A 16,536-nucleotide genomic window follows, 5' to 3' on the forward strand; every position below is an offset into this window, starting at 1 on the left:
AGCGTCGCCGGTCTGGGGGGAGGGGTGATGGGGGTCGGATCAGGCCGGATCAGGCCGGTTCGGGCCGCTTCGGGCCAGATCAGGCCGTGAAGGTCCAGGTCATCGGGACCGAGGCGGCGAGGCCCTGGTAGGTGTTGCCGGCCGAGGAGTCGAGGGTCACCGCGAAGTTGAAGGGGACGGTCGCGCCGGCGGCCGGAGCCTGCGGCATCGTGAAGGCCGACGCCGCCGCACCCTTGAAGCTGGCGAGGGTGCCGCTGAACACGGTGGTCGAGCCGGAGGTGATGACGAGGTTCATCTTGGCGCACAGGTCGGTCGCGGTGCCGTTGGCCGAACCGTTCGCCGACTGGGTGCAGGTGGCGCCCGGGTTGAGCGTGAAGGTGCTGGCGTTCGCGGTGCCCGTGTTCTTGATCGAGATCGCGGTGTTGACCGTGTTGCCCGGGGTCATCGTCGTGCTGCCACCGAACTTGTTGATCGTCGAGCAGGTCGCCGAGTTCGTCGAGACCGATCCGCCGTCCGTGCTGAGGCAGGTGACGGTCGCGCCGGCGTTCTGCTCCTGCATGATCAGCGTGCCGCTGGCGGCGGTGTTGCTGCTGTTGGTGATGCTCGCCGCGAACCCGGAGAGGGTGCCGGTGAGCGAGAGGGAGAGCAGGACGGCGGCGAAGATACCCGCGAGGAGCGCCACGGGGGCGAAGCGGACCCGCTTCAGTGCGGAGGTGCGGAGCTTGGTGGACACGGGGTACCTCTTCGTTCGGTGGTGGTTTCAGGAAGTTGGGGGAAGCAAGACCTTCGGGCTGTTTTGCTTCAATGGTTAAGATAGTCACTGGTTCACCAAGTTGACCACTCGTATACTTACCCCAGTGCGGGGGACGGCTCTTGTCCCCCCGGTACCCGACACGGAAGCAGGCCCTCGTGGCAGCAGTACGAAGCGACGACGAAGCGGCTGACCTCATGGCCGCGTTCACCGCCGTCGTGCGCGCGAACGCGAGTCTGGTGAGTCAGCTGAGCGCCCGTGCCGGCGTGCACGAGAACGCCCTCCGTGCCCTGGTGCTCATCAGTGACACCGGGTACTCCACGCCGACCGAGGTCGCCGGGTACCTCGGGCTGACCTCGGGCGCCGTGACGAACATGATCGACCGGATGAGCACCGCCGGCCTGCTCGAACGCGCACCGAACCCGTCCGACCGTCGAGGCTCCCTGCTGCGGCTGCTGCCCCCGGGCGACGACGTCGTGGCGGACTACCGGGAGCGGTACGCCGCGATGCTCCGGGCCGTCGACGGGGCGCACAACGGGGAGCTGCACGAGGTGCTCAACGACCTGGCGACGAGTCTGTACGAGCAGGCTGCCGCCGCGTCCTGATCTCGCTCGTGGGGATCGTGCGTCTACCTGGTGTGGATCGCCCGTTCCTCTGTCGAGGTGAGGCCGGCACGGCGTTGGCGATCCGTCCCGCGGGCACGCTCGTCCTCGAGCACCCGCACGACGGTGTCCCGGAGGGGTCGGGTCACCCCGCCGGCGTCCGTGAACGCCACCGCGGAGCGCTGCGCGAACCCGACCTCCGACACCGGGATCCACAGGGGGAGCGATCGCGGTCCAGCCCAGTAGGCCACGTCGTGCGCAAGCAGGACGTCGTCGTCGACCACGACCAGCTCGTCGTCGAACCCGGTGACCTCCGCCACGCACCGGAAGAAGTCCTGCATCGGCACCGGAGCACCGACGGCGTTGACCGTGCCGACGAACCCGTCGCGCCCGGCCCGGACGAGCCAGGCCGCGAGGTCCGCGACGTCGATCACCTGGACGAACCGCTCCGCCGTCGTCGGCACCAGCACCGGCCCACCGCGATCGAAGCGTGCCGGCCAGTACCCGAACCGGTCACTCGGGTCGCCGGGCCCGACGATCAACCCCGGGCGTGCGATGAGCAGCCGTGACCCGAGCCGGAGCCGCGTCATGCGCTCGGCGAGGACCTTCGCGTCGGCGTACGCGGACGGGTCCTTCGGCTCCACCAGCCGGGCGGACTCGTCGGCGCGCGGTTCGTCGTTGTCCGCGTACACCGAGACCGTCGACACCAGGGTCCAGTGCGCGGCCCGGTCGGCGAGGGCGTCGAGCGCCGGGGCGACGAGTTCGGGGGCGTGGGCGAGCTCGATCACTTCGTCCCAGTCGCCGATGGCCTGTTCGTACGCGCCCGCCAGGGCTCGATCCGCCTGGACGAAGCGTGCTCCCTCGGGGACACTGCCGGTCGTGCCCCGGGCGAGGCAGGTGACGTCGGCACCCTCGGCCAACAGCTCGTCGACGATCGTCCGTCCGAGCCAGCCGGTTCCACCGAGTACCAGGACGCGTCGCACGGGCTGCGTCATCAGACGGGCTGGAGCGGTCGTCGTTCGCCGGCGGGGAGCTCGACTCGGATGCGATCGCCCGGCCGGACCGTTCCGCCGGTGAGCACGACGCTCATCACGCCGCCCTTGCGTTCGACCGTGCCGTCCTCGGCGCGACCGAGCACGGCACGCAGGAGCCCCGGCTCGAAGCCGTTGATCTGCTGGCACGGGTTCCGCAGCCCGGTGACCTTGACGGAGGCATCGTCACCGAGGTGCAGCACCGTTCCCTCCGGCAACCCGAGCAGGTCGATGCCGCTCGTCGTGACGTTCTCGCCCATCTGGCCCGGCTCGACGCTGAACCCGGCCTCGGCGACCTCGTCGAACAGCTCGGCGTGCAGCAGGTGGACCTGGCGCAGGTTCGGCTGCGAGGGGTCACGGGCGACCCGGGAGCGGTGCTGCACGGTCGTGCCGGCATGGGCATCACCCTCGATGCCCCACCCCGCCACGAGCGTCACCGCGTCGACCAACGGCTTGCTGAACCGGTGCTCGGCGTCCTTGCTCACCGCGGTCACGCGCGGCTGGTCCATGTCGTCCCCACTCATGGGGCCGATTCTGCCCCATGGTCGCGGCGGCGCGAGTGCAGCGTCGGTCAGCGGCGCCCGCGCAGGCCGGTTCAGCGGCGCTTGCGCAGCGCGTTCGTCGCCCACAGGGAAACGGCGATGAGCACGGGCTGGAACAGCAGGCGGACGAAGCGCTTGGTGTCGGTGTCCAGGCCGAACCCGTCGCGGTGGTGCATCCACTGCGCGATGTTGCCGGGGAAGACCGCCAGGAAGAACACCGCGACGACCCACCCGACCGTCACCTGTCGCCGTGCCAGGAGCATCAGCGCAGCGCCGAGCGAGATCTCCACCACGCCGGAGGCGATCACCGTGACGTCGGTCGGCAGCGGCACGAACTTCGGCACCTGCGCCTGGAACTCCTCCCGTGCCACCGTCAGGTGGCTGATGCCGGCCCAGGTGAGCATCGCGCCGAACAGGATGCGGACGATGGTCCGGGGGCGGGTGGAGCGGACTGCGGGGGTGCGGGTTGCCATCGGGGTGGTGCCTTTCACGGTCGTGGTGGGGTTCGGTGGAATGGGGGAGCCGAGGTCAGCGGCTGCGGCTGCGGCTGCGGAGGACTCGGCGTTCGGCGTTCGGCCTCGAACGTGATCGCGGCAGCGGCGGCACCGAGCGTGAGGATCCGGGCGACCGGACGGCCGCGGGTCGAGGTGACCACTCGCAGCCCGCCGACGAGTGCGAGTGCCCCGGCAGCACCGGTCGTGGTCGTCACCTGCCGGTCTTCGAGGTCGACCACGAACCGGGTCCCGCCGAGGGCGGTCGCCGCGATGGTGGAGCCGATGCCGACCAGGTCGATCCCGGGCGCACGGCGGAACGCTGCAGCAGCGAGTCCGAGCCCGGACAGGACTTCCAGAGCCGGGACGCCGAGTGCGTGCGGGACGCCCGGCTCGAAGCCCCGGCGCTGCATCTGCTGGGCTCGTGCGCGCAGTTGGGTGCGGCGAACCGTGGTGATGCCGTGCCCGGCGAGCAGGCCCCCGGTGACGACGTCGATCCAGCTGGTCAGTTTCACGTTGTGCTCCATTAGATTGTGCACAACCTAACACGTCGATGTGCCGTCGAACTCCGACGGACAGCCGACCCGGTGCTCCTCGCGTCGGCAGAGAAAGGATTAGCGCTCAGGTGCGCTCGTGTGGACGGCCGGTGATCACGGGCCGGACCGGTTCAGCTGTCGTCATCATTCGATCAGAGGAGCGATACGTGCAACCAGCTTTTGCGATCCTGAAGGCGAAGGCTCACCCGGGCACCTCCCGTGCCAAGGCTCGGCCACCGTGGGTGGCCGGGCTTCGTCGCCGTCGGTTCTCGGGCGGGCTTGGCCCGAGCGATCCCGCACGCCGATCAACTACCGGGCGGCGCGGGAGCGGAAGAACTAGCCTGAGAAGGCGGCTGGACGAGGGATAACCTCGGGTTCCGATCGATCGGAGCGTCGTGTTCACCCCTACCTCTCACTACCTGGCAGTGATGACCCCTGGCGGGAGCATGCCGTTTCCCATTTGGATCGTCATCGTCCTGGCGCTCGTGGCGGTTGGCGGGGTCCTCGCCTTCACACGAGGACGACGCAAGTGACGTCATTGGCCTGGCCCCAGCCGGCACGATGCGGGGCGGTTGGCTCCATGCTCACCCGAACCCCTACCCCGGTGTGGTGAACATCCCGATTAGCACCCCGGCGGCGGCGAGCACCCATCCGCTGATGATGATCGGGAACCACGGAAGCTTTTCCCGGTAGAGCTCGCCTGTTCGGCGGTAGTCGACGAGGTAGTAGACGATGCCGCTCGCGAACGGCAGTGCGCCAATGATGAACAGGGTGATAGCGAGAGAACGCATGCTTTCGATCTTGCCGAAATGGTCGCGTGTTCGCCGCCGACACCTTGACGTATCGCGGCCTCCCGGCGTCTCCCGGTAGTCGATCGGCCACCGGTCGTGAGTCACTCCAGGAGCGATTGCACCGCGTTCCAGAGGTCCATCTGCTTCCCGCCGGCGAAGAGCGCTCCAGCCTTCTTGAATCGGTAGGTCGTAGCGCCTGGCATTCCCGCCCCAAGCAGACGCACATGACCTACCTGGCGGCCATCCTCTGCGCTGAACACATCCCAGTCCGACGGCGCACCAACAGGAGGGCCCTGACACGCGACGACGTACCTGTGGCCAGCGTTCGTCTCAACCTCGAACTGTTGCACGTGGTCCAGGTCCGCATCGCGGCCCTGCTGCTCGCCTTGGACGGTCACCAGTCGGATGTTCGCCTGCATACCGGAAGGATCCCACCAATCCCCATGCGCGCCCGGTCAACGATCCCCTACCGGGCGGGGCCACGCGGGCCCGGTCGCGTTCGTTGAGCCACCGGCTTACGGAACATCGCTGCAGGTTGCCTGCTGGATTTATCCGGCGGGCAGTCACGGGAGGAGCGCCGTCGTCGCGATGACAAGAGTCGCTGCCGGGTCGAAGGGCCTGCAGCTAGTGGGCGACTTCAGTGGTGATGAGATCGAGCAGCCGCTTCAACGTCACCCGTTCCGCTGAGGTCAACTGAGCCAGTAGCTGGTCCTGCGCCGCCGCGAAAGCGGGGTCAAGCCGCCTGAGGAGCTCCGTCCCCGCGAGCGTGTTCTCGAGCAGGTTGCGTCGCACGTCTACGGGGTCAGGACGCCGCGTGACCAAGCCGAGCTGCTCGAGCCGGGCAGCGTACCCCGAGAGGTCTTTGCGGTCGATCCGGACGCGTCGGCCGACTTCGGCTTGGCTGAGCGGACCAGCCGCCTCGAGCACGGCAAGGATCGGGTACGCCGCCTTCGGGACGCCGGCCTCGGTGGTGAGCTCCGACACGACGCGTGTTGCTCGCGCCGCAGCCTCGACGAGCAGCCAGCTCGGGAGCGAACTCAGTCGCTCCGGAATCTCCCGGTCAGCCATGTTCTCCACGGTAGGCGAAACTCTCTCTTCCATGTATCGTTGGGTTTCCAACGTTGGGATCCCAACAGTAAGAGAGGCTTTTCATGTCAAGCACACCGTCCGACATCATCTCCCGCATCTTCGCCGCCATCGACGACCACCGCTTCGACGATCTCCACCAGATGTATGCGAGCGACGTGGAGGCGACGACGGTCATGGGTGTCACTGTCGGCGCCGACTTGGTGGTCGAGCAAATCCGCGCCGTTCACGAACCGGTGGTCGCCACGCAGCACCTCATCTCCGGCGTCCTAGCCGATATCGCGGGAGACCAGGCGGAAGTTCGCGGCAACGTCACCGCAATCTTCTGCGACGAGGCGCACACGCCGGCTTTCGAGGGATCGAACGTCTGGCGCGGCCGCCTGACCCGTCACGGCGACACCTGGCTCGTCACGTCGTTCTCCATCAACCTGGTGTGGGCGCGCGGGACGTTCCCCCAGCTGCAGGCGTGACCACCGCGAACCGCCCCGACTGTCGCGCCGCACCACTCCGTCTTCAGACACCGCGGATCCCCACTCGCTGCTGGTCCGACCGACGTCCGTACGACTTCGAACGGGCCGTTGGAAGGATCCCACGGCCAGCGGTCGCACGGCGGGGTTCGGTCACCGACTCGTCCGAAGTCCGGTCCTGGTAGCCACTGGCCGGTAACGGATCGGCCAACGAACGTCGGGGCTTTGCCCTTCAAAGCCTCCGCGGCGCAGGAGCCAGTGCCGGGACTTGGACGGATCCCGCAGGCCGCCGGCCGCTGCTAGTTTCTGCATTGAGGGGGACACATGAAACGAAGGACACGAACAGCACGGACGGTCGTCATTGCATCCGCCGTCGCGGCGACCATCAGCCTGACCATGGCCACCGCAGGCTGCACCGATGGAGGACCGGCACCAAAGGCGTCTCCGTCCGCCACCCGGACGTCGGTTGCTCTTTCCGTCGACCCGATCGAACTGGCATCCCGGCACTTCGCCGTCCTCGCGCGTCCCGCCACATCCGCCGACGCGCTCCCCGATGACGATGTGTTCGAGCCGGAGGAGATCGTGCCGGACAGTCAGCGCTTCGTCGTAGAGCGGGACGCAACCAGGTACTGGATCGCCGCCACAGCGAGCGGTGGTGTGTGCTTGATCGCCCGGAACGGAGATCCGAACAGTGCCGGGAACTGGGCAGTCTCCGCCGGTCGAACAGTCGAGCCAGCGACCGTCGTCACGAGCATGATCGATGATGCCGGCCACCAGACGGCACTCGTGTCGGATGGGTATACGGCGTCCGACCCCTCCGGGTTGCACGAACTCGCAGCGAATGTGTGGACCGGGAACCTCGACCCGAACCTGCGCGAGGACGTCAGCGACGGCTGACCGCGCGACCGAGCATCTCGGTCTCAGAAGACAGCGGCACGGTCACCGCAACGGTGCTCCCACAGTCCGTGTCCGGCAGTCGATCCACTACCGGTCGCGGGTCTCGAGAGCGTTTCCGTTTGCACGTCACGGCCGTTTTGGCGTCGTCAAGCCGCGCTCGCGCGTGAGCGCTGCGCTTGTCGTGGCTGCGCTGGTGGCCGTGGGAACAGGCATCATCGCGTTCTTCTGGATTGCGATGATGCTCGCTGATCAAAGAGCGACGACGCCGTTCCTGGGCATCCTTGTTCCGCTCGGCCTGGGAGTGCTCGTATTCGGCCTCTCCCTACTCGTCCAGACGAGGACCGCCCAGTAGACGATCGCGAGCTTGACTAGTTCGAGCCTGCAGATTGCATGGCAAGTGCTTTCCGGAAGGCAGCTGCGGTCCCTTCCACCAGGTCGGCGGGGTCGCTGGCCAGGATCCGACCGCTGTTGTAGCAGGCGACCCCGAGTTGCCCTGCGATGGTGGCGACGTCAACGGGGGCGTTCTGCATGATGAGCGCCTTCGTGAACTCGTTCGCGATGTACTGGTGCTTGACCGCTTCGCGCGCCCGCAGCTCCTCGTGCGCGTCGAGAAGCATTGTGTGCCGCCGGTACGTGGCGAGGTCCGAGATCGCTTGTGCGCAGAGTTGGAGGACAAGCGGTTCGAGCGCACTCAGGGCGTCTCCGAGGGTTTGCACGGGTGGCGCGGGGTCCCAAAGAGCGGATGCAACGGTAGTGATCGCGTCGAACATGGACTGCTCTTTGGCGAAGACGACTTCCGTCTTGTCGCCGAAGTGTCGGAAGAACGTCGTCCGGCCGACCTCGGCCCGTTCGGCGATGTCCGTGACCGAGACCGCGTCGAAGCCTCGCTCGGCGAACAACTCATCTGCGGCGTCGATGATCCGGCTCCGCGCGGCACGCTGCTTCCGTTCGACCAGGGTCAGCGGGGTCGTGTCTGCTTCGGCGGTTGGTTCGGCCACGGCTTCATCTTACCAGCATGTGCCGGACTTGGTTCCAACTTGAACGGGGTGTGCTACGGTACTGAGTACCAAACAAGGAGGAGCAATGCTCTCTGCAGACGATCGCTTTCAAATCTCCGAGACTCTCTCGCGCCAGGCGTTCGTGGTCGACGAGAACGCCCTGGATCAACTCCGTGAGGTGTTCACCCCCGACGCCACGTACGACATGACCAGTTCCGGGATGGGCGCCTTCGAGGGTCTGGACGCCCTGCGAACCGCGGCGGGGCAGCTGTTCGCCTCCGGGCACGCACCGCTGTCGCACTTCGTGACGAACATCGTCATCTCGGAGACGGGGGAGTCGACGGCGTCGGTGCGGTCCAAGGGACTGATGATCATGGCTCACGGCGGCGTGCACGGCGTCGTCTACGACGACACGGTCGTCCTGCACGAAGGCCGCTGGCTGATCGCGAGCCGCGTCATCCTGCCCCTCCGTACGGGATCCAGCGATGAGCACTGATGCGCATGGCGACGCTGGGCAAAGTCCTGGTCTCCGCGACTGCGGCGGCGCAGATGGTCGGCCCGTACGTGTTCGACTTCAACGAAACGCACATCTACAACGACTCCTGGCCTCCGCACGCGAAGTTCCACAACGCGCAGACCATGAGTTCCGGCGTCGCGTTGTCGATGGCGACCCTGGTGAACTTGTGGCGGCCGGGCTCCGGCCGCGTGGGCGTGGACGCTGCCGCGTTCGCGGCGAGCACGTACTGGCTCAGTCAGCTCTCGGCGTTCTTCTACCCGGGAACGGCAAGCGTGGACCCGCCCGGTGAGGACAATTGGCCGCAGCTCAAGTTCACCATCCCCATGCTGACCGTGATCGGCGTCGGCTGGTTCCTCGCAGGCCGCGGGCTCGCTGGGACCAGGCGGCGATGAGGCGCCTGCAGTACCACCGCTACGGCGGTCCCGACGTCCTGGTGTTGGAAGACGCGGCCATCCCGCAACCAGGTCGACGCCAGATCCTCGTGCGCGTGCGTGCTGCATCGGCGAACGCCATGGATTGGAAGATCCGTAACGGCGAGATGCGGGTCATGACCGGCAGGAAGTTCCCACGCGGTGTCGGCCACGATTTCGCCGGTGTCGTCGAACAGGTCGGAGAGGGCGTCACCCGCTTTCGGGTAGGCGACGCGGTCCTCGGCGCGGCGCGCCTGCAGCATGCAGGAGCGTTCGCGGAGTTCGTGATCGCCAACGAGCGATCCGTCGCTTCCAAGCCCGACGACCTCTCCTTCGAACATGCCGCAACCCTGCCGGTGGCCGGCCTCACCGCCTACCAGGCGGTCACTGCGGCCGGCAAGCTCCGACCTGGACAGCGCATTTTCATCAACGGCTGCCTCGGCGGAGTTGGACGAATCGCCGTCCAGGTCGCACTCGCGGCAGGCGCGACCGTGGCCGGCAGCTGCCGGTCGGGAACGGAAGCCGAAGCCCGCCACCTCGGCGTCGACCCAGTCGTCACGTTCGACACAGATCCTGTTCCGTACACCGGCCGGTTCGACGTGGTCTTCGACACGGCAGGGACCCTGCCCTACGGCGTCGCACGCCAGATGCTCACCCTCCACGGATGCATCATCGACATCGTCCCCGCGGCATCAAAGTTCGCCCGAAGCGTCCTACCCGGCCCCTACAACGCGTTCATGGCCCGCCCCGACAGCGACGACCTTCAGCGCGTCGCCGACGCCGCCGGACGAGGCGAGATCGTCACCCGCATCGCTCGTGCCGTCACCCTCGACGACGCCATCCCCGCCCTCGCGGAGCTGGAAACCGCCCCCACCTCCGGCGGCGGAAATCTCGTCATCACCATCGACTGACCTGCGGGGTTGACCCCCGCCGCGGCGACGCTCCTCGATCGAGCACCCCGTTGGACACCATCACCCCACCTGGAGAAACAACGCATGGCCATCACTTTTTGGATCGTTGCAGGTCTCGCCGCAGTCGCCTTCTTCGGCGCAGGCCTGATGAAGCTGATCCGCCCAATATCGGCCCTCAAGGAAGCCGGAATGGGCTGGATCGAGGACTACTCCAACACCACCGTCAAGCTCATCGCCCTCGCAGAAGTCGTCGGAGCAACCGGTCTCGTCCTCCCCATCGCGACCCGGATCGCCCCTGCCCTCAGCCCCGTCGCCGGCGTCGCCCTGACCGTGATCATGGCCGGAGCGATCGCTGTTCACGTCCGCCGCAAGGAATCTCCCATTGCGGCAATCGTCCTGACCGCGCTGCCCCTCGCCGCCGCGATCCTCGGCTTCATTCTCGTGTTCTCGTGAGCCTGCAGCCGGTGTGCAAGTGGCTGTCGCAGACAGACAGCACTGCCACGTCGGCGCAGCTCCACGATCTGGAGATCGTGCGCGTTCGGCCGCCCGTCAGCCGGTCGTCCAGCGGGATACGGCCGACCTCGGCGCTAGCTAAGCAGGGCGCCCCGATAGACGATCCTCGACCGGCCCCTACCTCCCGCGCTTCCGCTTGATCCAAGTGCCGAGCCCTTGCGCGAACACGACGGCCCCACATACGACGAGCACACCGACCAGCACCGGCGTCGGAATCATGTTCAGAGGTCCTTGATTCACGCGATCTTCCGGAACCGCGACCACCGGTCCGACGACGACGCCCATGATGACGAAAACCGCCCCGAGCCCCATCTCTGCGACCGGATGGGGTGAGTTGAAGAACTCAGCCATCCGATGCCTTCCTGTCCTCGAACTTCGCGCCCTGCGAGCGCACGACCGATCAAACCATGGTGTCCCGGTAGCCGGTACTCCAGCGGACAACGGGTGCTTCCGGGCTGCTCCGGACTCCTACGGCCCTGCTCCGGGGCGAACCCGTCCCACATAGGTGGCCCGCGAACCATCTCACTTCCCGCACGCCATACGGACGCCTCGCGACGCACGAAGACCTAGCCGACCCCTAGTCAGCGTGGCCCGTCCGTACTCCGAACATCGTGTCCACGTCCGTATTTCAGACACGTTGCGTGGCAGTCGGACAAGTTAGCTGGCGGACGACACGAACGCCTACTGCGGCATGTCGACGAACCGCGAGAACATCCCGTGGAACGCCACGGTGATGGTGTCCGTCGGTCCGTTACGGTGCTTCGCCACGATCAGGTCCGCCTCACCCTGACGCGGGTTGTCCTTCTCGTACGCCGACTCGCGGTGCAGCAGGATGACCATGTCGGCGTCCTGCTCGATGGAGCCGGACTCACGAAGGTCGGAGATCGCCGGCTTCTTGTCGGCACGCTGCTCCGGACCACGGTTCAGCTGCGACAGGGCGATGACGGGCACCTGGAGCTCCTTGGCCATCAGCTTGAGGGCACGCGAGAACTCGGAGACCTCTTGCTGGCGGCTCTCGACCTTCTTGCCCGAGGTCATCAGCTGCAGGTAGTCGATGACCACGAGCTTCAGGTTGTGCTGCTGCTTGAGTCGGCGGCACTTGGCGCGGATCTCGACGAGCGTCATGTTGGGGGAGTCGTCGATGAAGAACGGGGCGTCGTTGATGCGACCGCGGGTCTGGGCGATGGTGGTCCAGTCGCGGGAGTCCACGGTGCCCTTGCGCATGTTCTGCAGCGGCACGCTGGTCTCGGCTGAGAGCAGACGCATCGCGATCTCGGCGCGACCCATCTCGAGCGAGAAGAAGGCGGCGGTCTGGTCGTGCTTGATCGCGGCGGCGCGGCACAGGTCGAGCGCCAGCGTCGACTTGCCCAGGGCGGGGCGCGCGGCGACGATGATGAGCTGTCCGGGGTGGAAGCCGTTCGTCAGGCCGTCGAGCTGCGCGAAACCGGTCGGCACGCCCGTCATCTGGCCGTCGCGGCCCTTGGCGGCCTCGATCTCGTCGAGCGCGGCGGAGATGGCGTCGGTCAGCGGGACGTAGTCCTCGGTCTGCACACCGCCGGCGACGTTGTAGACCTCGGCCTGCGCGCTGTTGACGAGGTCGGTGACCTCACCCTCCGACGCGTAACCCATCTGCACGATGCGGGTGCCGGCGTCGACCAGGCGACGGAGCACGGCCTTCTCGGCGACGATGCCGGCGTAGTAGCCGGCGTTCGCGGCGGTCGGAACCATGCTCGTGACGCTGTGCAGGTACTCGGCGCCGCCGGCACGGGACAGCAGGCCGGTCTTGGTCAGCTCGTCGGTGACGGCGATGACGTCGGTGGGTTCACCGTGCGAGTAGAGCGACAGGATCGCGTCGAAGATGACCTCGTGCTTGGGGACGTAGAAGTCCACACCGCGGGCGGTCTCGATGACGTCGGCGACGGCGTCCTTCGACAGGAGCATGCCACCGATGGTCGACTGCTCCGCGAGCATGTCGTGCGGCGGGGTGCGTTCCATGCCGCGCTCCGCGTAGTCCTGCGGTGCGGGCTCAAGATGTGCGATCGACACACGCTCTCCTCTGTTGACGACACGGACCTGAACCGGCGGGACAGCACCCACCGGCGGGAACCCGCACCCCTGTTTCTACCCTCGGCGACCGACATCCCCGAGTCGCTGGCCCAAGCTACGGCCCCGGAGTTATCCCCAACAAACAGCCCTGTGGATAACTTTGTGGAGAGGCTGCGGAACACGCCGGAACGCTGTGTGGAGAACTGTGGAGGAGCCTGTGGAAAAAGCGGTGTGCGAACACACTTTCGACCGCTTGACCTGGGGTTTCCTGGTGCACACCATGTGTGGAAAAGTGGGGTTCAAGTACGCCTTGAAGGTTCCGATTTGACTTGTTTCCACTGTGTAAAACGACTTGACAAGCACCCCTCCTGTGGGGAGAGTTCTCGGCCTGTTCCCAGCCAGCGCGACCCCGTCTGAACCGTAACCAGCCAGCCCGAGTCGAGCCGCGCCTCCAGGCCCGTGAGCATGTCGGCGACAGCCGTGGGCAAGCCGCACGACCACCCCCGGAACGCAACGACGGGCGGGCCTCCCGGAGGAGACCCGCCCGTCGTGGAGCGGAACGTCAGTGCTACTTGGCAGCGACGACCTTGAGCGAGATCACGGCAGTGATGTCCTCGCGCAGGCGCACGGTGGCCTCGTGGTCACCGACGGTCTTGATGGTCGCGGGGACCTCGACCTTGCGCTTGTCGAGCGAGCCGACGCCCTGCGCCTGGACGGCGTCAGCGACGTCGCCCGGACGGACGGAGCCGAACAGACGACCGTCCTTGCCGGCCTTGACCGACAGGGTGATGGTCGCGTTCTCGAGCTTCATCTTGAGGTCCTGTGCCTCTTCGATGGTGGCGAGCTCGCGCGCGGTACGCGCGGCACGGATCGACTCGACCTGCTTCTCGCCGCCCTTGGACCACGCGACAGCGAAGCCCTGGGGGATGAGGTAGTTGCGGGCGTAGCCGTTCTTGACGTCGACGACGTCACCAGCGGAACCGAGGCCGGAGACCTCGTGGGTGAGGATGAGCTTCGACATGTGTCGACCTCCGATCAGCGGCCGGAGCCGGCGTAGGGGAGGAGCGCCATCTCACGGGCGTTCTTCACGGCACGGGCGATGAGGCGCTGCTCCTGGACGGAGACGCCGGTGATGCGACGGGCGCGGATCTTTCCACGCTCCGAGATGAACTTGCGAAGGGTCGCAACGTCCTTGTAGTCGATGACGCCGACCTTGATCGACTTCGCGGGAGCAGCGTTCTTGCCGCCCTTGCCGCGAGGCTTCCGGCGGTCGCCGGTGCTCTTTCCAGCCATAGTGATTTGTCCTTAGAAGAAAAGTTGTGTGTCCGTCGGAACCGGGAGGATCAGAACGGGGTCTCGTCGTCGAAGTTGCCGCCGGGGGTGCTCCACACGTCGTTCGACTGTGCGTTGCCGCCACCCTGCTGGCCGCCCTGGGGAGACCAGGGCGCGTCCGACTGACCGCCACCGTTGTTGTTCCAGTTGCCGCCGCCGTTGCCCGCGGGGGCGTTGCCGCCGCCGCCGACCTGGCCACGACCGCCGCCACTGCCACCCGCTGCACGGGTGATCTGTGCGGTCGCGTAGCGGAGCGACGGGCCGATCTCGTCGACCTCGAGCTCGATGCTCGTGCGCTGCTGGCCCTCACGGTCCTGGTAGGAACGCTGACGCAGACGACCCTGCGCGATGACGCGCGAGCCCTTCGTCAGCGACCCCGCCACGTGCTCGGCGAACTCGCGCCACACACTCGCGCGGAGGAACAGCGCATCGCCGTCCTTCCACTCGTTCGCCTGACGGTCGAACGTGCGAGGGGTCGACGCGATGGTGAAGTTCGCCACGGCGAGCCCGTTCTGCGTGTAACGCAGCTCGGGGTCCGCGGTGAGGTTGCCCACCACCGTGATGACGGTTTCGCCGGCCACGGGTTACTCGGCGCTCGCGGTCGCGGTTGCGGAGGCGTTGGCGGCCTTGCGGGCCGCACGAGCCTCGTCACGCTGCTTCTGGGCGGCGACCTGCGCGATGCCCTCTTCAGCGCGGAGGACCTTCGTGCGGAGCACGGCCTCGGAGAGACCGAGCTGACGGTCGAGCTCCTTGGCGGCCTCGGACGTCGACGTGAAGTCGACGACGGCGTAGATGCCCTCGGACTTCTTCGCGATCTCGTAAGCGAGCCGGCGACGGCCCCAGACGTCCACGTTGTCGACGGTGCCACCCGCGTTGCGGATCACTGCCAGGAACTTGTCCAGGCTGGGAGCGACGGTGCGCTCATCGATCTCGGGGTCGAGGATCGCCATCAGTTCGTACTGGTGCATGCGGAACCCACCTCCTCTGGTCTCAGCGGCCCCGGGCGGTTCCCGGGGCAGGAGGGTTGATGCATGTGCCCCAGACCACGCAGGTGCGCGAGGGCAACCTGGGTAGCCTACCGGACTGCCTGGAGGCGCGCCACCGGCCTGTGGACAGCGGTTCCGCCCGTCAGGCGGTCGCGTCTCAGGCGCCGGTGTCGCCTCGGGCGCCCCACCACTCACGCAGGCGCTCCTCGGCCGTCTCCGGCCCGAGGGGTCCTTCGTCCATCCGGGCCTCGAGCAGGAACCGGTAGGCCTCGCCCACGGCACGCCCCGGCGGGATGTCGAGGATCCGCATGATGTCGTCGCCGGTCAGGTCCGGACGGATCGACTCCAGCTCCTCCTGCTCGGAGAGGGTCTTGATGCGGTCCTCGAGGTCGTCGTAGGCGAACGCCAGACGGTCGGCCTTGCGGCGGTTGCGGGTGGTGACGTCCGACCGGGTGAGCTCGTGCAGCCGTTCGAGCTGGGGTCCGGCGTCACGGACGTAACGGCGGACGGCGGAGTCGGTCCAGGCGCCCTCGGTGTACCCGAAGAAGCGCAGGTGCAGCTCGATCAGGCGGGACACCGCGGCGATGGTGTCGTTGTCGAAGCGGAGCGCACGGAGTCGCTTCTTCGCCATCTTCGAACCGACCAGGTCGTGGTGGTGGAAGCTCACGGCGCCGCCGGGCTCGAGCTTGCGCGTCGCGGGCTTGCCGATGTCGTGCAGCAGCGCGGCGAGCCGCAGCACGGTGTCCGGGGGATCCCCGGCGTGACGCTCGGCCTCGTACCCGATGGCCTGCTCGAGCACGGTGAGCGAGTGCTCGTAGACGTCCTTGTGGTGGTGGTGCTCGTCGACCTCGAGCCGCATCTCGGGCAGTTCCGGCAGGAACCGCTCGGCGAGCCCGGTGTCGACGAGCAGCCGGAGGCCGGGGACCGGGTCGTCCGTGTTGAGCAGCTTGACGAGCTCGTCGCGGACCCGCTCGGCGGACACGATGTCGATCGACGCGACGAGCTCCTGCATCGCAGCCCGCACGTCGTCGTCGACGGTGAAACCGAGCTGGGAGGTGAACCGTGCGGCGCGCATCATCCGCAGGGGGTCGTCGCGGAACGAGACGACCGCGGTCTGGGGCGTCCGGAGCCGTGCGGCGAGCAGGTCCTCGACGCCGCCGTGCACGTCGACGAGCTCGCGGGCCGGCAGCCGCAGGGCCATCGCGTTGACGGTGAAGTCGCGACGGAGCAGGTCGTCCTCGATGGTGTCGCCGAACGCGACCTCGGGCTTGCGGGTCTCGCCGTCGTAGACGTCGCTGCGGTACGTGGTGATCTCGACCTGCTCGCCGGCGACCCGTGCGGCGATGGTGCCGAACTGGCGACCGACGTCCCAGGTGGCGCTCGCGATGGGTTCGACGATCCGCAGGATGTCGTCCGGCCGCGCGTCGGTGGTGAAGTCCAGATCGGTCACCGGACGGCCGAGGAACGCGTCACGGACGGGGCCGCCGACGAGGGCGAGTTCGTGTCCGGCGTCGGCGAAGGCCCGAGCGAGGAGGTCGACGGGCTCGGTGGTGGCGAGTGCGTCGAGTCGTTCGACGGCCTGGGCAACGGACTGCATGACGGTGCTCATCCTCCCAGATCGAGGCCCTG

At 67.5% G+C, this 16,536-nt stretch carries 24 protein-coding genes; 8 read left to right on the forward strand and 16 right to left on the reverse strand.

Annotated features, from left to right (window positions below; all coding sequences use genetic code 11):
• Positions 1-79: 79 nt before the first annotated feature.
• Positions 80-733 carry a hypothetical protein gene (locus DEJ35_RS16015; protein ID WP_110862668.1) on the reverse strand — a complete coding sequence of 218 codons (654 nt, stop codon included), beginning with the start codon at positions 731-733 and terminating at the stop codon, positions 80-82.
• Between the two features lie 176 nt (positions 734-909).
• Here DEJ35_RS16015 and DEJ35_RS16020 point away from each other — a divergent pair, with 176 nt between their 5' ends.
• Positions 910-1,356 carry a MarR family winged helix-turn-helix transcriptional regulator gene (locus tag DEJ35_RS16020; protein WP_146238622.1) on the forward strand — a complete coding sequence of 149 codons (447 nt, stop codon included), beginning with the start codon at positions 910-912 and terminating at the stop codon, positions 1,354-1,356.
• Positions 1,357-1,379: 23 nt separating this feature from the next.
• Here DEJ35_RS16020 and DEJ35_RS16025 read toward each other — a convergent pair whose 3' ends face one another.
• From DEJ35_RS16025 to DEJ35_RS16055, 7 genes are all read right to left on the reverse strand, one after another.
• Positions 1,380-2,348, reverse strand: a complete 969-nt coding sequence (locus DEJ35_RS16025) for an NAD-dependent epimerase/dehydratase family protein (RefSeq protein WP_110862670.1) — start codon at positions 2,346-2,348, stop codon at positions 1,380-1,382.
• Complete coding sequence (locus tag DEJ35_RS16030; RefSeq protein ID WP_111193150.1) at positions 2,348-2,908, reverse strand: MOSC domain-containing protein; 561 nt, start codon at positions 2,906-2,908, stop codon at positions 2,348-2,350. Before DEJ35_RS16030 ends, DEJ35_RS16025 begins: the two co-directional genes overlap by 1 nt.
• Positions 2,909-2,979: 71 nt before the next feature.
• Positions 2,980-3,399, reverse strand: coding sequence for a MauE/DoxX family redox-associated membrane protein (locus DEJ35_RS16035; RefSeq protein WP_027466888.1), 420 nt, complete (start codon positions 3,397-3,399; stop codon positions 2,980-2,982).
• Positions 3,400-3,413: 14 nt separating this feature from the next.
• Positions 3,414-3,932: a hypothetical protein gene (locus DEJ35_RS16040; RefSeq protein ID WP_146244821.1), complete on the reverse strand. Its 519-nt coding sequence runs from the start codon at positions 3,930-3,932 to the stop codon at positions 3,414-3,416.
• 617 nt (positions 3,933-4,549) lie between these two features.
• Complete coding sequence (locus DEJ35_RS16045; RefSeq protein ID WP_111124399.1) at positions 4,550-4,744, reverse strand: hypothetical protein; 195 nt, start codon at positions 4,742-4,744, stop codon at positions 4,550-4,552.
• A 101-nt stretch (positions 4,745-4,845) separates the two neighbouring features.
• Positions 4,846-5,163 carry a hypothetical protein gene (locus DEJ35_RS16050; RefSeq protein WP_111193152.1) on the reverse strand — a complete coding sequence of 106 codons (318 nt, stop codon included), beginning with the start codon at positions 5,161-5,163 and terminating at the stop codon, positions 4,846-4,848.
• Positions 5,164-5,368: 205 nt separating this feature from the next.
• Positions 5,369-5,812, reverse strand: coding sequence for a MarR family winged helix-turn-helix transcriptional regulator (locus DEJ35_RS16055; protein ID WP_181430182.1), 444 nt, complete (start codon positions 5,810-5,812; stop codon positions 5,369-5,371).
• A gap of 83 nt (positions 5,813-5,895) precedes the next feature.
• Between DEJ35_RS16055 and DEJ35_RS16060 the strand changes: the two genes are divergently transcribed.
• The 3 genes from DEJ35_RS16060 (at position 5,896) to DEJ35_RS16070 (ending at position 7,546) form a co-directional block, all read left to right on the forward strand.
• Positions 5,896-6,300, forward strand: a complete 405-nt coding sequence (locus DEJ35_RS16060; protein WP_111091469.1) for a nuclear transport factor 2 family protein — start codon at positions 5,896-5,898, stop codon at positions 6,298-6,300.
• 393 nt (positions 6,301-6,693) lie between these two features.
• Positions 6,694-7,194 carry a hypothetical protein gene (locus tag DEJ35_RS16065; protein ID WP_146244713.1) on the forward strand — a complete coding sequence of 167 codons (501 nt, stop codon included), beginning with the start codon at positions 6,694-6,696 and terminating at the stop codon, positions 7,192-7,194.
• 163 nt (positions 7,195-7,357) lie between these two features.
• The gene (locus DEJ35_RS16070; RefSeq protein ID WP_111091467.1) at positions 7,358-7,546 is read left to right on the forward strand and encodes a hypothetical protein; all 189 of its coding nucleotides are present in this window, start codon (positions 7,358-7,360) and stop codon (positions 7,544-7,546) included.
• Positions 7,547-7,562: 16 nt separating this feature from the next.
• Here the strand turns inward: DEJ35_RS16070 and DEJ35_RS16075 are convergent, their stop codons facing one another.
• A complete protein-coding gene (locus DEJ35_RS16075; protein WP_111091466.1) occupies positions 7,563-8,192 on the reverse strand; it encodes a TetR/AcrR family transcriptional regulator in 630 nt (209 codons plus the stop codon).
• Positions 8,193-8,277: 85 nt separating this feature from the next.
• Here DEJ35_RS16075 and DEJ35_RS16080 point away from each other — a divergent pair, with 85 nt between their 5' ends.
• The 4 genes from DEJ35_RS16080 to DEJ35_RS16095 all read left to right on the forward strand — a co-directional run bounded on the left by DEJ35_RS16080 (position 8,278) and on the right by DEJ35_RS16095 (position 10,483).
• Complete coding sequence (locus tag DEJ35_RS16080; protein ID WP_111124400.1) at positions 8,278-8,688, forward strand: nuclear transport factor 2 family protein; 411 nt, start codon at positions 8,278-8,280, stop codon at positions 8,686-8,688.
• On the forward strand, positions 8,688-9,101 hold the full coding sequence (locus tag DEJ35_RS16085) for a DUF6640 family protein (RefSeq protein ID WP_111091464.1): 414 nt from the start codon (positions 8,688-8,690) through the stop codon (positions 9,099-9,101). The genes DEJ35_RS16080 and DEJ35_RS16085 overlap by 1 nt, the downstream gene beginning before the upstream one ends.
• Entirely contained in the window at positions 9,098-10,030 is a 933-nt protein-coding gene (locus tag DEJ35_RS16090; protein WP_111124401.1) for an NADP-dependent oxidoreductase, read from the forward strand. Before DEJ35_RS16085 ends, DEJ35_RS16090 begins: the two co-directional genes overlap by 4 nt.
• Before the next feature lie 84 nt (positions 10,031-10,114).
• Positions 10,115-10,483, forward strand: coding sequence for a DoxX family protein (locus DEJ35_RS16095; RefSeq protein WP_111091462.1), 369 nt, complete (start codon positions 10,115-10,117; stop codon positions 10,481-10,483).
• Positions 10,484-10,660: 177 nt separating this feature from the next.
• On the opposite strand, the gene DEJ35_RS16100 is transcribed toward DEJ35_RS16095, so the two are convergent.
• The 7 genes from DEJ35_RS16100 to DEJ35_RS16130 all read right to left on the reverse strand — a co-directional run bounded on the left by DEJ35_RS16100 (position 10,661) and on the right by DEJ35_RS16130 (position 16,504).
• Positions 10,661-10,894 (reverse strand): hypothetical protein, encoded by a 234-nt coding sequence (locus DEJ35_RS16100; protein WP_111091461.1) that lies wholly within the window; start codon positions 10,892-10,894, stop codon positions 10,661-10,663.
• Between the two features lie 330 nt (positions 10,895-11,224).
• Positions 11,225-12,589 (reverse strand): replicative DNA helicase, encoded by a 1,365-nt coding sequence (dnaB, locus tag DEJ35_RS16105; RefSeq protein ID WP_031260130.1) that lies wholly within the window; start codon positions 12,587-12,589, stop codon positions 11,225-11,227.
• A 568-nt stretch (positions 12,590-13,157) separates the two neighbouring features.
• Complete coding sequence (gene rplI, locus DEJ35_RS16110) at positions 13,158-13,610, reverse strand: 50S ribosomal protein L9 (protein ID WP_027466901.1); 453 nt, start codon at positions 13,608-13,610, stop codon at positions 13,158-13,160.
• Positions 13,611-13,624: 14 nt separating this feature from the next.
• Entirely contained in the window at positions 13,625-13,882 is a 258-nt protein-coding gene (gene rpsR / locus DEJ35_RS16115; RefSeq protein WP_017887834.1) for a 30S ribosomal protein S18, read from the reverse strand.
• A 50-nt stretch (positions 13,883-13,932) separates the two neighbouring features.
• A complete protein-coding gene (locus tag DEJ35_RS16120) occupies positions 13,933-14,502 on the reverse strand; it encodes a single-stranded DNA-binding protein (RefSeq protein WP_110862690.1) in 570 nt (189 codons plus the stop codon).
• A gap of 3 nt (positions 14,503-14,505) precedes the next feature.
• On the reverse strand, positions 14,506-14,889 hold the full coding sequence (rpsF, locus tag DEJ35_RS16125; protein ID WP_110862691.1) for a 30S ribosomal protein S6: 384 nt from the start codon (positions 14,887-14,889) through the stop codon (positions 14,506-14,508).
• Between the two features lie 175 nt (positions 14,890-15,064).
• Entirely contained in the window at positions 15,065-16,504 is a 1,440-nt protein-coding gene (locus tag DEJ35_RS16130) for a CCA tRNA nucleotidyltransferase (protein WP_110862704.1), read from the reverse strand.
• Positions 16,505-16,536 lie beyond the last annotated feature (32 nt).

It is taken from the genome of Curtobacterium sp. MCPF17_051, from assembly GCF_003234595.1.
In the GTDB taxonomy this organism is placed as follows: Bacteria; Actinomycetota; Actinomycetes; order Actinomycetales; family Microbacteriaceae; genus Curtobacterium; species Curtobacterium flaccumfaciens.